Annotated in this window: 9 protein-coding genes and 7 pseudogenes; 8 read left to right on the top strand and 8 right to left on the bottom strand. The window is 64.9% G+C overall.

From position 1 onward, the window contains the following. Positions 1-3 precede the first annotated feature (3 nt). Together ABLE91_RS26210 and ABLE91_RS26205 are read right to left on the bottom strand one after the other, a co-directional pair. Positions 4-297 (bottom strand): annotated as a pseudogene (locus tag ABLE91_RS26210) (MucR family transcriptional regulator); the annotation flags it as partial. A gap of 652 nt (positions 298-949) precedes the next feature. Further along, entirely contained in the window at positions 950-1315 is a 366-nt protein-coding gene (locus ABLE91_RS26205) for a PRC-barrel domain-containing protein (protein WP_348935481.1), read from the bottom strand. Positions 1316-1586: 271 nt separating this feature from the next. Here ABLE91_RS26205 and ABLE91_RS26200 point away from each other — a divergent pair, with 271 nt between their 5' ends. Then, positions 1587-2057 carry a Ros/MucR family transcriptional regulator gene (locus ABLE91_RS26200; protein ID WP_348935480.1) on the top strand — a complete coding sequence of 157 codons (471 nt, stop codon included), beginning with the start codon at positions 1587-1589 and terminating at the stop codon, positions 2055-2057. Positions 2058-2525: 468 nt separating this feature from the next. On the opposite strand, the pseudogene ABLE91_RS26195 reads toward ABLE91_RS26200, so the two are convergent. The 5 genes and pseudogenes from ABLE91_RS26195 to ABLE91_RS26175 form a co-directional block, all read right to left on the bottom strand. Continuing rightward, positions 2526-3279: pseudogene (locus tag ABLE91_RS26195) on the bottom strand (IS5 family transposase). Positions 3280-3323: 44 nt separating this feature from the next. Further along, positions 3324-3908 carry a DUF2182 domain-containing protein gene (locus ABLE91_RS26190; RefSeq protein ID WP_348935479.1) on the bottom strand — a complete coding sequence of 195 codons (585 nt, stop codon included), beginning with the start codon at positions 3906-3908 and terminating at the stop codon, positions 3324-3326. After that, positions 3905-4340, bottom strand: a pseudogene (locus tag ABLE91_RS26185) (DUF899 family protein); the annotation flags it as partial. The pseudogene ABLE91_RS26185 and the gene ABLE91_RS26190, both read right to left, overlap by 4 nt. Before the next feature lie 107 nt (positions 4341-4447). Next, the gene (locus ABLE91_RS26180) at positions 4448-4573 is read right to left on the bottom strand and encodes a hypothetical protein (protein WP_348935478.1); all 126 of its coding nucleotides are present in this window, start codon (positions 4571-4573) and stop codon (positions 4448-4450) included. A 550-nt stretch (positions 4574-5123) separates the two neighbouring features. After that, positions 5124-5669, bottom strand: coding sequence for a hypothetical protein (locus ABLE91_RS26175; protein WP_348935477.1), 546 nt, complete (start codon positions 5667-5669; stop codon positions 5124-5126). Between the two features lie 140 nt (positions 5670-5809). Between ABLE91_RS26175 and ABLE91_RS26170 the strand changes: the two are divergent. Further along, a pseudogene (locus ABLE91_RS26170) lies at positions 5810-6116 on the top strand (response regulator). 178 nt (positions 6117-6294) lie between these two features. On the opposite strand, the gene ABLE91_RS26165 reads toward ABLE91_RS26170, so the two are convergent. After that, positions 6295-7530, bottom strand: a complete 1236-nt coding sequence (locus ABLE91_RS26165) for a TSUP family transporter (protein ID WP_348935503.1) — start codon at positions 7528-7530, stop codon at positions 6295-6297. Positions 7531-7747: 217 nt separating this feature from the next. Here ABLE91_RS26165 and ABLE91_RS26160 point away from each other — a divergent pair, with 217 nt between their 5' ends. From ABLE91_RS26160 to ABLE91_RS26135, 6 genes and pseudogenes are all read left to right on the top strand, one after another. Next, positions 7748-8119: a hypothetical protein gene (locus tag ABLE91_RS26160; protein ID WP_348935476.1), complete on the top strand. Its 372-nt coding sequence runs from the start codon at positions 7748-7750 to the stop codon at positions 8117-8119. A gap of 94 nt (positions 8120-8213) precedes the next feature. Continuing rightward, positions 8214-10084 (top strand): annotated as a pseudogene (locus ABLE91_RS26155) (DUF3141 domain-containing protein). A gap of 16 nt (positions 10085-10100) precedes the next feature. Continuing rightward, positions 10101-10679, top strand: coding sequence for a Spy/CpxP family protein refolding chaperone (locus tag ABLE91_RS26150; RefSeq protein WP_348935475.1), 579 nt, complete (start codon positions 10101-10103; stop codon positions 10677-10679). A gap of 69 nt (positions 10680-10748) precedes the next feature. Then, positions 10749-11048 carry a DUF2933 domain-containing protein gene (locus ABLE91_RS26145; RefSeq protein ID WP_348935474.1) on the top strand — a complete coding sequence of 100 codons (300 nt, stop codon included), beginning with the start codon at positions 10749-10751 and terminating at the stop codon, positions 11046-11048. Further along, a pseudogene (locus ABLE91_RS26140) lies at positions 11045-11685 on the top strand (methyltransferase family protein). Before ABLE91_RS26145 ends, ABLE91_RS26140 begins: the two are co-directional and overlap by 4 nt. Beyond that, positions 11678-14062 (top strand): annotated as a pseudogene (locus ABLE91_RS26135) (heavy metal translocating P-type ATPase). The pseudogenes ABLE91_RS26140 and ABLE91_RS26135 overlap by 8 nt, the downstream one beginning before the upstream one ends. Positions 14063-14381 lie beyond the last annotated feature (319 nt).

The raw sequence follows: 14381 nt of genomic DNA, 5'->3' as shown, positions 1-14381 counted from the left end.
GTCTCAAAATTTTTGAAATATCAGACACCCGGAATCATGTTGCTCACATTGCGCAGAATGCCCGAAGCGCGCCGATATCGGCGGCGCCGATCGACCACCAGAAAGCTCAGGACGACTTACTCCGCTTTGACGTCGCCTTCCAGGCTTGGCTTCCGCCGCTTTCTTGCGCTGCTGGCCGAGCCCCATCTGCTTGGCGAGTTTCGACCGCGCCGCCGCATAGTTAGGAGCCACCATCAGATAGTCCGCGGGTAAATTCCACTTGGCGCGATACGCGTCCGGCGTCGTGTCGTAGGCCGTCCCCGCCGGCGGAACCAAAAGGAACATCAATGCCAGCGTGAGCGTTTTTTCATGCCGATCTAAGGTGGCTCAGTCGTCCCCCAGCAACAGGAGCGGCAATTATGAAATCGGCAATCTATATCGCGGCGGTGTGCAGCCTGTTTGCTCACCCGAGTGGCCCCGCGCAGGCGGGCGCATGCACTGGCGAAATTGAAAGTCTCACGAAAGCAATATCTGCGCGGGACGCTGGCTCTGGCCCCACAGCGGGGGGCACCATGCCGGCTGGAACCCCGGCGCAGACCGACACGCAGCAGCATCCTCCGACCGGTAGAATGACCCAGGAAGCTCGAGGAAAGGCGACTTCACCTGAAGATGTCCGCCGTCAGACCCAGGGACAGCCGACGGCCGCCGATCAAGCGCAAAGTGGTCGCCCCTCCGTCCAGGCCAACGCGGCTGAAGCTTCGGCCGCACTTGAACGCGCGCGAGGCTTTGATCGGGCGGGCGAGGAGACAGAGTGTCTGGCGACAGTTCAGCAGGCGAAGCAGCTGTCGGAATTGTAATCGGTCGTGACGGGCGAAACGACCCGTTCGAGACCCGGGAAGCCCCGCACGGCGGTGAGTCGGCGGGGCTGTGGGACTAGATCGAAGCCGTCGTGATGCGGCGTAGCCGGCCGCTACATGTCCCAATAAGGACGTGACCTATAATAGTCGTGAACGCGCGTTTCATAGTCGCGATCCCAAGTGGGCGGCTCGCTCTCGGCGTAATGTGGCGCCCCTTCCAGCTGTTCACGCGTGAGATTCACCACATAGCCACCTTGCTGGACGTTGTAGTTCAGGGTCGACCAAGGCAGCGGGTGATAATCGTTGCCTATGCCTAGAAATCCGCCGAACGACATGATGGCGTATGCGACTTTTCCGGATTGCTTTTCGATCATGACGTCGTAGATCGATCCCAGCTTTTCGCCAGCAGCGTTGTACACGTTCGTACCTGAGACCTTGTCGCCAGAGATTAGGTTGGAGGTTTCACCCTTCACGTCCATCGCAGGCTCCTAGTTCTTCGACAATGTTGAGAACGGCAGTCACTTCGTATCGTGACTTCCGCTTGCCGACAGAACTGCAGATTGGCAAAGATGTTCCGCTGATCAGAGGATTGTGAGGGCCATTGTCACGCGCCAATTGCTGATTTCGCTGAGACCTGCAAATCTACATTCTAGAATGTTCGAGAATGTATATTCCAGGCGCCTTGCATTTGTCGCAAATTCTATTAATACCTTCTCTGATCGAATTGACAGCAACGGTTAGGTGATTCAAATGGAAGCTCAATTGATTAAGATGGAGAGTGACGACTTCATTGGCCTGTCGGCGGATATCGTCTCGGCGTATGTGAGCAACAACTCCGTTGCAGCGTCTGATTTGCCGGCACTCATCGGCAGCATTCATGCGGCCCTGAAGGGGCTTTCATCGGCCCCCGCAGCTGCAGCGGAACCACAGCAGCCGGCGGTTTCAATCAGGAAATCCGTCACCCCAGATTTCATCATTTGTCTGGAAGACGGCAAGCAGTTCAAGTCTCTAAAGCGTCATCTGCGGACGGCGTACGACATGACGCCAGAGCAGTACCGCGCTAAGTGGAACCTGCCAGCCGACTATCCGATGGTTGCTCCGGCGTACGCGGCGGCGCGGTCGGAACTCGCCAAGAAGATGGGGCTCGGCCAGCAGCGGAGAAATGCTGTGGTGAAGGCGGCTGTGCCGGCGAAGCGGGGGCGGAAGGCAACCGCGGCCTAGAGATCCCCCCACACCCAGGGACAAAAACGGACAGTGGATGGTATTTCACGCGTGCGTACTCGCTTGCGCGCGCGAGAACCGCTGTCCAATTCCCGACACCCGACCTGCAAAGGCAATGTAGTTGGCGCCCGACGGCGATGATTGGTCGGGCCGCTGCCACCTGCGGCAATGCCTACGATGAGGATTGGCTGCTACGCTAGCTAGTGGAAAGCCGTGGAGAATCGCATGCAGGGCGATCGCGCGTGCGGCCTCCGTGTCACCGACAGAAAGTCATTGGTCTTTGTATGAAGCTCCACCAGGCAAGACAGCCGCACGAGACGGCTCAATCGCCTCGGTCGCCAAGTGAAAGCCTGCACTTCGGATCGATCATCCGACCCCGGCTGCTTGCGCCATCAGGATCAAGCCCGTTCCGACTGCGCCGACCCCGACGGCGCGGGCCATGCGCCACCTAGGCTCAGGGCTCACTAATCAGAGCCAGAAGATGACTGTGGCTGCGATGCATATGGCTGAGAAGAAGGTGTGGGCGCAGCGGTCGTAGCGGGTGGCGATCCGGCGCCAGTCCTTGGGCTTCGCGAAAAGATTCTCGACCTTATGCCTCTGGCGGTAGAGGACCTTGTCGTAGGCAAAGGCCGCTTGCGGCTGCGCGATGAGGGAATGCAGGGCGCGATACCCTTGGCGGCGAGCGCGTCCCGGAACCAGGCGCTGTCGTAACCCCGGTCGGCGATCAGGCTGGCAGCCGGTGGCAAGGCATTGAGGACCAGGCGAGCCCCCTTATGGTCGCTCATCTGGCCTTCCGAGAGCAGCATGATAATCGGCCGGGCCTCGCCGTCACAGACGGTGTGGAGCTTGGAGTTCAATCCGCCTTTGGTGCGCCCGATACGGCGGGGAACAGCCCCTTTTTGAGCAGGCTCGCCGCCGTCCGGTGGGCCTTCAGATGCGTGGCGTCGATCATGATCCGCTCGGGTCTCGGCCCTTCGCCGGCGAGGCTGGCGAAGATGCGGGCGAACACCCCAAGCCGGCTCCAGCGGATGAAACGGTTGTACAGCGTCTTGTGCGGGCCGTAGTCCTTCGGCGCATCTTTCCACTGCAGCCCATCGCGGATCACGTAGACAATCCCGCTTACCACCCGCCGGTCATCGACCCGCGGCACCCCACGGGCCAAGGGAAAGAACGGCGAGATCCGCGCCATCTGCCGCTCGCTCAGCAGGAACACGTCACCTATCACAGCCTCCTAAACGGAGGCTGTGAATCACATCTCAATCCCAATTAATAGGTCCTGAGCCTAGTCGGGGCGAGGCGTTCGAGGGTGATAGCGGCCGTCACAAGGATCATCGCACGCAGGTCCATAACGCCCACCGCGAGGAGGATCGCCATCAGGTTGGCGCAGCATTTGATGCAGCGGATGCCGAGGCGCAGGCCGTGCTGCAAGGCTGTGGAGCCATCGGCCGGGAGTACATGGGCGGTTTCCGCTTCACCGCAGCAGGCAAGGCGATGTGTCTTCCAAGCGCTGAACTGGAGAGCGCCAGCGATGAGAACTACCACACCAGCTGCCATCGGAGCCGCACGCGCGAGCATTGGCTGCTGCGTCGCCGCCGCTGCCAGCGCAGCGCCCAGCGGAAAAACCACCAGTCCCGCAAGGATCCAGACCAGGAAGTAGCCGGCCCCCACCAGCAAGGTCAGGAGGCCGAGATGCGGCCCACCGACGGCCCGTCGATAGCACCGGAGCATGGGCGTCAGGGATGGCAGCATCATCGCCACCATCATCACGGCCCACATGCCGAGGAAGGCGCGCTCGCACGCGTCTTCGAAAGCCGTGCATCGCCGGGCGACGATGCGCGCAGCCCGGCTCATAGCTGGGCGTATTCATCGTGGCGGCGCCACCAGACGCCGGTCTCGTTGCGCCCCTTGGGCGCGCGGTCGAGCCACTGATAGGAGGCCCAGAGGGGTGTCCAGCCCGCGCGCATAGGCGGAGTAGGTGTGATAGATCACGCCATCCTCCCGCACGAAGGCGGAAAGGCCGGGCCGATCGCGGGTAAAGGGCGGCGCGTCGGTTCCGCAACTGGCCGCGAACTCGGCGACGGGCGGAGGGACCGGCACCAGATCCATGGCATGGCCGTTGCGCCGGTAATTGTATTCGATTTACCCTTCGCGCTGCTGCTCCTCGGTGAAGGCGACGTTGAAATCGTAATTGAAGTCACCGCCCTGGGAGGACGCCCAGGGGAAAATCCAGCCCATCCGCTTCTTGTAATCCTGAAGCTTTGCCAGCGGCGCCCGTGAGACGGCCCAGGTGGCGTGACGCAGCGTTATGAACGATTATTCACGAGCCGACCCAAACCGACGGGTTGGCACCTTGTTTCCGAGTCCAGGGCTGAGCGGCAATTGCGTGCCGCTCAGCCCGCCCGGCTCATGCCACTCAAAATTGCATCCGGCGTGGTATCGATCAGCAAATTCAATACCTTGGCAGGGTCGGCGTTGCTAAATAATTTGCGGGCTCCGCCTTCGGACTGGTCAGCCACCGGCCGAAGCGGAGGGGCTGGACCGAGATCAGCAACCGGCCCAGCCTCCTCGCTCCCCTATCGATCTCTTTTCGCGTGGGTGATGTCGTTCATCTCCCGTTGGATTTTGGTTTGTTATCTTTTATTTCCCTGCAGGTCCTCCCCCCCGGGGACCCTTCGGGTTTCGATGAGCCTAGCCGGCTCCCCCGCGTCGGCTAGGCTCATCACTTCCCAATTCCATACGCCCAGCTATCGGCTTTTCTTCGCGGCACGAGCTTGCGCACCATGTTGATCAGACGAGGCATGCCGGCCCTCCTATGCCGAAAAGGCCACCTCAGAGGGCGGTGGTGGCGTCCATTTTTCGGAAGGTCTGATTAGACGCCATAGCGGCCTGGCCATAGTGCCGATGGCGTAAGCCATGGAAATTCCTAGAATGCAAAACCGCTCGGCAAGGGGCGCTGAGGTGACGCGGGGGCGGCGGGCGGCGTCGCACTAGGCCGTGGATTCACAAGCTCGCAGCCACAGACAGATCCCTCAGGGGGAAATTGTAAATCTCGGCAATTTCGTACGGTCAAAGGGCAGAAGCGCCCGTATCCAGGTTACCGATGCTCTGCGGCCCCTGCGGCGGGTCAACCGGTGTTCCGGAGTGGAGGTTCTGAATGATGGGCATCTCCCCACTGTCCAGCCACAGGCCGGTTATCGCAGATCGCTGCTCTCCGGCGATGTTCCAATCAGGCTTGGTCGAAAGCGTGCCCTGCCAGAAGAACATCTTGTCGCCGTCGCTGTCGTTGCCGAGCACCAGTAGGTCTGTTCCAAATATGCGCGTGAACTGCTCCGCGTTGACGTCAATCCAGATTGTCCGCGATTCCGGCGTCGAAACAAAACCGCCAGTGTTCAGAATATTGATACCGTCAGCTTCGAGATCAGACCTGATTTTATGGAACTCATCACCGTTCGCTCCGAACATTGTCCATAGCTCATTTTTGCCCTCCAGCCGGGCGATCTCCTTCTGGCGATCACCCCAATTCAAGTTTAGGAAGTTGCTTGGATCGACTTTCCGCTCGAGGACGAGGCCGATCGCGATGCTACCTTCCCCATCGGCCGAGCGAGGACTCATCGCCATAGCCGAATGCCCGACCGATGCTGGTCTCATTTGTGAGTGATCAATTCTCAGTCGTCGCAAAAGACGGCGATCTCTGGCGATGATAATACGCCGGAGCCGGCGAAGCTCCTCGGCTTACACAACCCGAGCAGTGAATGTTTAACGGCAAGGCAGTCGTACTCGTAGTCGAAGACAGCCCGATCATCCGAATGGGTGCTGTCGACCTTGTGCGATCTGCGGGTTACGCGGCGCTAGAGGCCGACAGCGCCGATGAGGCAATTCGGATGCTGGAGTCGAGAGCCGATATATCTGGTGTTCACTGACGTGCAGATGCCGGGGACAATGGACGGCATCAAGCTATCCCATTACATCCGCAATCGATGGCCGCCGATACGGTTGATTGTTGCTTCCGGTAAGGCAGTCATCGAAGAGAGCAGCCTTCCTCAGGGAAGCCGGTTTTGAAGCGTATCACGGCATTGACCTGCGGCTCGAAGATGCCGACGGCCGCCGCCGCCCCATAGATGACGAAGGCGAATTCGCCCCCCTGGGCGAACAGCGCGGCAAGTTAGATCGCCTCGCGGCGGCTGGAATCGTGTGCTCCGACGCCTGCCAATCACGATTCTCGAGCTACATGGCTGCCTCAGAAGGCGGCCACCTGCCCGTCCTTCCGGCTGTCCGAGCCACCCACATAGGCGCCGTCCTCGCCCCTCAGGATGAGCTGCGCGCCGCCGAAGGCGAAGACCGCCTCGGGCGGCTCCACCACGATCTCGTGGCCCAGCGCCTTGAGGCCCTCCAGCAGCTCCGGACCGACACTGGGCTCCACCGCCACCTTGCGACCGGAGACCACGCGCCAGCGGGGTGCGTCGGCGGCGGCCTGGGGGCCCTGGCGATATTTCAGCGTGCGCAGCACCATCTGGGTGTGTCCCTGGGCCTGCATGGGCCCGCCCATGACGCCGAACGACATGAGCGGCGCGCCGGCCGCGTCCATGGCGAAGCCGGGGATGATGGTGTGGAACGGGCGCTTGCGTGGGCCCACCTGATTGGCGTGTCCGGGCTTCAGCGAGAAGGAGGTGCCGCGGTTCTGCAGGCTGATGCCAGTACCCGGCACCACGACGCCGGAGCCGAAGCCCATGTAATTGGACTGGATGAAAGACACCATCCTCCCCTGCGCATCCGCCGCCGAGAGATAGACCGTGCCACCCGGCTTAGGCCCCTTGAAGCTGGGCAGGCCCGCCTTGCCGGGGTCCACCTCCTTCGCCCGCTCCGCGAGATAGGCAGGGTCCAGGAGGCTGCGCGGGTCGATACTCATGGTGTCGGGATCGCCGACGAATTCGTCGAGGTCCGCCAGCGCCAGCTTCGTGGCCTCGATGACGAGATGGGTGGTCTCCACCGGCGCGGTGCCGACCCCCAGCGCGTCCAGCATGCCCAGCGTCATTAGGGTGGCGATGCCCTGTCCGTTGGGCGGCAACTCGTGGAAAGGAGGCTCGGCGGGGGTGGCCGACGGGCGCTCAGATGCTCCCCTCGCCATGCGCAGCATCTGAGCCGCCGACAGCAGGAGGATCTCCCCGACCGCCGAATAATAGATGTTCGCCGGAAGATGCACGGCGCCGCCGATGAGCGAGAACGGGAATCCCAGGACGGCGAACGGATAGAACGTGCGCCAGGAGAACAGGCCCATCCGGCGCGCCTGGATAGTCCCGATCGCTGCGACCAGGAGATTGAGGGCAAGGGCGGTTGGCTTCATCACCGCGGGCGCAACCCCGAAGAGCGCCATGACCGCCAGATACCCGGATGCTCCCGCCTGACCCACGGCCGCGTAAAGGGCCGCGATCACGCCGAAGAGGATCGCGAGCAGGATTACGCCGTCGGTGAACATCACGCCCCGTCGCCTCCGACCGAATCGATCGCGGATCATGGGTTAACTGACGCCTCGCTGCACCAAGTCGATCGGTTCTTCATTTACATCGGGCAGGACATCTGCGGGGGGATGCCGATTGGCGCCCGCCATGCCTGGCGACCGTTGATCCCGATCAAGGCGCGCGTTCCACGAGATGCTAGGATGGTGTAAGGTTTCCTTAGGACAGGCCAGGAACATGATCGGCTTCAGGCGAGCGATCGGGCACGTGAAGTTGCTGTCGGCCATGCTGGTCGCGGCGGCGATGCTGCTCGCCCCGGTCGCCCACGCCATGCCGGTCGAGTGCCATGACCATGCCGAGGATGCTCCTCCCCACGCTGCTGTTGCGGACGACCACGGCGCCGCAGTTGCCGATGACCATGACGGCAAGGTAGGGATGACCGACCACGGAGCCTGCTGCGACTTGGCATGCAGCGTCTGGAGCATCACGGTCCAAACCGAGGACGGGGCGATCCTCCACCTGAAGTTCCTCGGCCATCATCCCTTGCCGTCGGATCGTGTGTTTGCGGGCCTTGCCGTCCCGCCGGGCCTCGATCCCCCTCGTTCCTGATCTGAAGCCGTCTCGTACGTAGCTGGCGGGAGCGCCTCCGGGCGTCCCTCGGATCGACGTCGGCCGCAAGCCGACAGGAAACGAGCATATCGACATGACCTATAGCGATTTTCTCGGCCGTCCCGCGGCCGGCGCCGCTGTGCTTGGCGAGAGCCGGGCGCTTCCGGCCCCGGATGCCCGCTCGGCCCCAGGCGCGATCCTTGGCGATCTCCTGGCTTATGTCGTCGACGCGGGCGAGCGGTCGGTCCTGTTCTGGGACACGCTCCGGCAGCGGGCCGACAACATGCTGGCGCACGAGCGCGCGGGCAAGCCGCCCTTGCTGGATTTCGACTACGAGGTCCTGGTGGATGCCCGGCGGTTCGAGCAGCCCGTCAACTACCTGCTCCTGCGGGTGACCCCGGCCGGGGACGATTGCCTGGATGACTGCCTCGATCCGTCGAAGCCTCCGGTCCTGATCCTCGATCCCCGGGCCGGGCACGGTCCCGGCATCGGCGGCTTCAAGCTGGAGTCGGAGGTCGGCATCGCCCTGCACCAGGGCCATCCGGTCTACTTCGTCGCCTTCACGCCGGAGCCCATGCCCGGGCAAACGCTCGCCGACGTGCTCCATGCGCTGCGGCGGTTCGTGGAGGAGGTGGCGAAGCGCCATCCCGATACCGCGCCGATCCTCTATGGCAATTGCCAGGCCGGATGGGCGGTGACCCTCCTCGCCGCCGACTGCGCCGGGCTGACCGGTCCCACGGTCCTGAACGGAACCCCGCTGTCCTACTGGGCGGGCGAGCCCGGCGTGAACCCGATGCGGATCGCGGCCGGGTTCGAGGGCGGCACTTGGCTCAAGCATCTGCTCGCCGATCTCGGCGGCGGCCGGTTCGACGGCGCATGGCTGGTCCAGAACTTCGAGGGTCTCAAGCCGGAGGCCGTTTGGGAGAAATACGCGAACCTCTACGTCGCGATCGACACGGGGCGGGATCGATTCCTGGATTTTGCACGATGGTGGAACGGGTTCTTCTTCCTCTCCCGAGAGGAGATCTTCGCCATCGTCGAGAACCTGTTCGTCGGCGATCGGCTGGAGCAGGGACGGCTTTGGATCTGCGAGGGATGCCATGCCGACCTCCGGCGCACCGCAACCCCCTCGTGATCTTGGCCTCCTACGGAGACAACATCACGCCACCCCATCAGGCGCTGGGCTGGATACCCGCCGTCTATGCCGACACGCGGGACTTGAAGGAGGCGGGGCAGCGCATCGTCTATCTCGTCAATTCTCATGTCGGGCACCTCGGCATCTTCGTCTCCGCCAAGGTCGCCCGCCTCGAGCATCGGGCGATCCTCCAGAACCTGCCTCGGATCGAGGCCCTGCCGCCCGGTCTCTACGAGATGAGGATCGACAACCCGACGCGGGACCCGGACTGCACGGCCGATGCCTTCGAAGTGCGCTTCGAGGAGCGGCAGGTCTCCGACATCCGCTTCACGCGCGCCGGCGCCGCGTTCGAGCGGGTGCGTGACCTGTCCGAGACCAACGAGCGGCTCTACCGCACCTTCGTGAGCCCTTGGGTCCAGGCGGTCACGACGCCGTGGTCCGCGGCCACCCTCCAATGGCTGCATCCGATGCGCACCAGCCGGTATCTCCTCTCCGAGGGCTTCATTCCCTGGATGCGCGGCATTCAGTTCCTTGCGGAACGCATCTGTGCGCATCGCCATCCGGCCGCGCCCGACAATCCCTTCAAGGTCCAGGAGACCCGCTTCGCCGACGGCGTTGCCGAGACGATCGAGGCCGGACGCAGGCTGCGGAACGCCTTCTTCGAACGGGTCTTCGACGCGGCCTACGGCGGACCGGCTGCGCTTCCGGTATCCGGCCAATCACGCCCGGCCCGGATCGCCATCGAAACCGGATCCGCCGATGGCGGCCCACCCGTGACGCACACGACGGACACCATCCCTAACCAGAGAGCGGCCGCGGCCGCACCATGAGAGGAGCAGGAAGATCATGACCAAGTCCCCCAACCTGATGACGGCCATCGCCTTGGGCGCAGCCCTGATCGCATCCACGCCCGTCCTCGCCGAGGATGCGCACCATCCGGCGGGCGTACCGTCCCCTGCGGCGCCCCAGTCGAACGCCCCCATGCCGATGCCGCAGCCTCCGGCGGCGACCCCCGCTCAGGATCAGCAGCAAGGCGGAATGGGAGGCACGGGGCCCATGGGCATGATGACCCAGATGATGGCCCCGGCCCGCATCGAGGGACGGATCGCTTTTCTCCGGGCCGAGCTCGGCATCACCGCCGCGCAGCAGCCGCTATGGGACGCGTTCGCCGAGGCGCTCCGTACCAATGCCCGGGGCATGACGGGAATGATGTCCGCCATGCAGGAGCAGATGATGTCCGGGCAAGGCGCTACGGCCGCCACCCTCCCGAAGCGGATTGAGGCGCACGAAAGCATGCTAGCCGCGCGCCTCGAGGCCCTGCGCAAGGTGAAGACGGCGCTGGACCCGCTCTACGCCTCTTTCGGCGACGCCCAGAAGCGCACCGCCGATCAGCTCCTCATGCCCATGCCGATGGGCTTGATGTGACCCCAGCGGCGCCCGCGGAACGGCTTCCCGCCGCGGGCGCGGCCCCGACCCATCCCGGAGAATCCGACCATGTCCATGCACCATAACGCAGATCATCTCGCCGCCGCCAACGACGACCGCGGTCGGCCAGCCGATCGCCCGTCGGGCGGCTTCTGGCGATCCAAGGGAGGCCTCGTCGCCATCGGCTTCCTGCTCATCGCGGCTTTCCTGCTGTTCTCCGAGCACCGTGCCCACGTCCTGGGCTACCTGCCGCTCCTGCTGCTCCTCGCCTGTCCCCTGATGCACCTGTTCATGCATCACGGTCATGGCGGCGGGCACCACCACGGCGCAGGAGCCGCTCCGAGCCGCTCCGAGGGAGGTCCCCGATGAACGGATCTCCCGCCTACGGCCTCTGGGGCCTGGTGATCATCAATTCCGCGGTGTTCATCCTGTTCGCCGCGAGCTTCGTCCGGCTGCGCACCTCCCTGGACTGGCGGTCGCTCGGCGCCTTCTCGGCCTTCGTCGTCGCGCTGTTCACCGAGATGTACGGCTTCCCCCTGACCATCTACCTGCTGTCGGGATGGGCTCGGGCGGCAGTTCCCCGGGGTGGACTTCCTCTCGCACGATGCGGGACACCTGCTCGAGACGATGTTCGGGTGGCGCATGAACCCGCACTTCGGCCCGTTCCACATCCTCAGCGACGTCCTGATCTTCGCCGGGTTCTGGCTGCTCGCCACGAGCTGGCACGTGCTCCATGCGGCCCAGCGGGAACATCGGCTGGCGACCACGGGCGCGTACGCCCATGTTCGGCTTCCTCATGCAGTGGCCGACCCTCGTGACCCTCGCCATGTTCCCGATCCTGGCGTGGGTCTACGTCCGCCTCGCCCGGCGGGAGGAGGACGCCTTCAGGGCCGAAGTCGGTCCCGAATGGGACGCCTACGCGCGCGCCGTGCCCGCGTTCATCCCTCGGATCGGCACCGCATCCGGCCCGAAGCCCCACCATCCCGGAGCTCCCTCCCATGACTGAACCGCACACCCATTCGGGCCATGCCCACCACCACGACCATGGCACGCATTCCCACGCAGGCACGGACGGGTCGCATGCCTCTCTCGTGAAGGATCCGGTCTGCGATATGGAGGTGGATCCGGCGACCGCCACCCACCGCTCCACCCGCGACGGGACGACCCATTACTTCTGCTCGGCGGGCTGCCAGGCGAAGTTCGAGGCGAACCCTTCGGCCTACCTCGCCGGGGTGCCCACTCCCAAGGCGGGCGGGGGCCAGCCCAAGGGCGTGATCTACACCTGCCCCATGCATCCGCAGATCCGGCAGATCGGTCCCGGCAATTGCCCCATCTGCGGCATGGCGCTGGAACCGGAGGTAGCGACGCAGGAGACCGGTCCGAGCGCCGAGCTCGTGGACATGACGCGACGGTTCTGGATCGGCCTCGTCCTCACCGTGCCGGTCCTCGCACTGGAGATGGGCGGGCACCTCACCAACCTCCACATGCTGCTCGGCGCCAAGGCCGCCAACTGGGTCCAGCTCGTCCTGGCGACCCCGGTGGTGCTGTGGGCAGGCTGGCCGTTCTTCGTGCGGGCGGGGCGCTCCCTCGTAACGCGCCATCTCAACATGTTCACGCTGATCGCCATGGGGACGGGGGTGGCCTGGATCTACAGCGTGGTGGCCACCGCCGTGCCGCAGGCCTTCCCGGATACGTTCCGCGCCGCCGACGGATCCGTCGCCATCTACTTCGAGGCGGCCGCCGTCATCACGGTCCTGGTGCTGCTGGGCCAAGTCCTCGAGCTGCGCGCCCGGGAGCAGACGGGCGGCGCCATCCGTGCCCTGCTCGACCTCGCCCCCAAGACCGGCCGCCGCGTGCGGGACGACGGCTCCGACGAGGACGTCTCGCTGGACGTGGTCGCCGTCGGCGACCGCCTCCGGGTTCGTCCCGGGGAGAAGGTTCCCGTGGACGGGGACCTGCTCGAGGGCCGCAGCTCCGTGGACGAATCCATGATCACCGGCGAATCCATGCCGGTCACCAAGGAGGTCGGGGCGAAGCTCATCGGCGGCACGCTCAACCAGACCGGGGGCTTCATCATGCGGGCGGGCCGCGTCGGGCGGGACACGATGCTCGCCCGGATCGTCCACATGGTGGCGGAGGCCCAGCGCTCCCGCGCGCCGATCCAGCGGCTCGCCGACGAGGTGTCCGGCTGGTTCGTGCCAGCGGTGATCGCCATCGCCATCCTCGCCTTCGCCGCGTGGGGTATCTGGGGACCCGAGCCGCGCTTCGCCCACGGCCTGATCGCCGCCGTCGCGGTCCTGATCATCGCCTGTCCCTGCGCGCTCGGCCTCGCGACGCCCATGTCCATCATGGTCGACGTCGGCCGGGGCGCCGGTCTCGGCGTCCTCATCAAGAATGCCGAGGCTCTGGAACGCTTCGAGCGGATCGACACGCTGGTGGTCGACAAGACCGGGACCCTCACCGAGGGCAAGCCGAAGGTCACGGCCTTGAAGGCCGCGGCGGGAATGGACGAAGCGGAGCTGCTGCGCCTCGCGGCGACCCTGGAGCGGGCGAGCGAGCATCCCCTGGCCGCAGCCATCGTCGCCGCGGCGCAGGAACGCAACCTTGCGCTCGGCACCGCCGAGGACTTCGACAGCCCCGTCGGCAAGGGCGTGACGGGAACGGTGGACGGGCGCAGGCTGGTCATCGGCAGCCACCGCATCATGTCCGAGGAGCATGTCGACCTCTCTGCCCTCGCGGGGGAGGCCGAGGCGCTGCGCGGCGAAGGCGCGACCGTGATCTTCATCTAGATCGACGGACGCCTCGGTGGCCTCGTCGCCATTGCCGACCCCGTCAAGGCGACGACGCCCGCCGCCGTCACGGCGCTCCGCGGCGCGGGCATCCGGGTCGTCATGCTGACCGGCGACAACAGGACGACCGCGCAGGCGGTCGCCCGCAAGCTCGGCATCGCGGAGGTCGAGGCCGAGATCCTGCCCGAGGACAAGGCGAAGGTGGTCGCGAAGTTGCGGAAGGAGGGCCGGATCGTCGCGATGGCGGGCGATGGCGTGAACGACGCCCCGGCGCTGGCCGCCGCCGACGTGGGCATCGCCATGGGCACGGGCACGGACGTGGCCATCGAGAGCGCGGGCGTGACGCTCCTGAAGGGCGACCTCCAGGGCATCGTGCGCGCGTGTCAGCTCAGCCGGGCCACCATGGGCAACATCCGCCAGAACCTGTTCTTCGCCTTCATCTACAACGCTGCCGGGGTGCCGATCGCGGCGGGGGTGCTCTATCCCGCCTTCGGCCTGCTGCTCTCGCCGATCATCGCGGCCCTCGCCATGGCGCTCTCCTCGGTCAGCGTTATCGCCAACGCCCTCAGGCTGCGGCGGGCGTCGCTGGGATGAGGAGCAAGCGGTCGCCCGATCAGTTCGCCGGTATGCGAGGCGTCGCCGACGCCCCATGCGGCGCCGTGTTCCTGGGGCACTGAAGGAGTGGGACCTGGCCGCGCTGGACGTCACGGAACTCGTGCCGTTCCTTCTCCCTTTGCGACAGTCGGGAGGAATCGGGATCGGAGAGGGCGGGAGCGACCGAAAGCACGGTCAGCACTCCCGCCAGAACGAGGGACCTGATGGTCATGGGGGTCTCCTTTGCCTTCGCCCCATTCCCGGATCGAGATACGGAATGATCCATGTCCCCGATCCGCCGGAGCGCTTGTTTGCCTGT

Source organism: Aquabacter albus (genome assembly GCF_040049275.1).
Classification (GTDB): Bacteria; Pseudomonadota; Alphaproteobacteria; order Rhizobiales; family Xanthobacteraceae; genus Aquabacter.
This window is presented reverse-complemented; position numbering and strand designations above follow the sequence as displayed.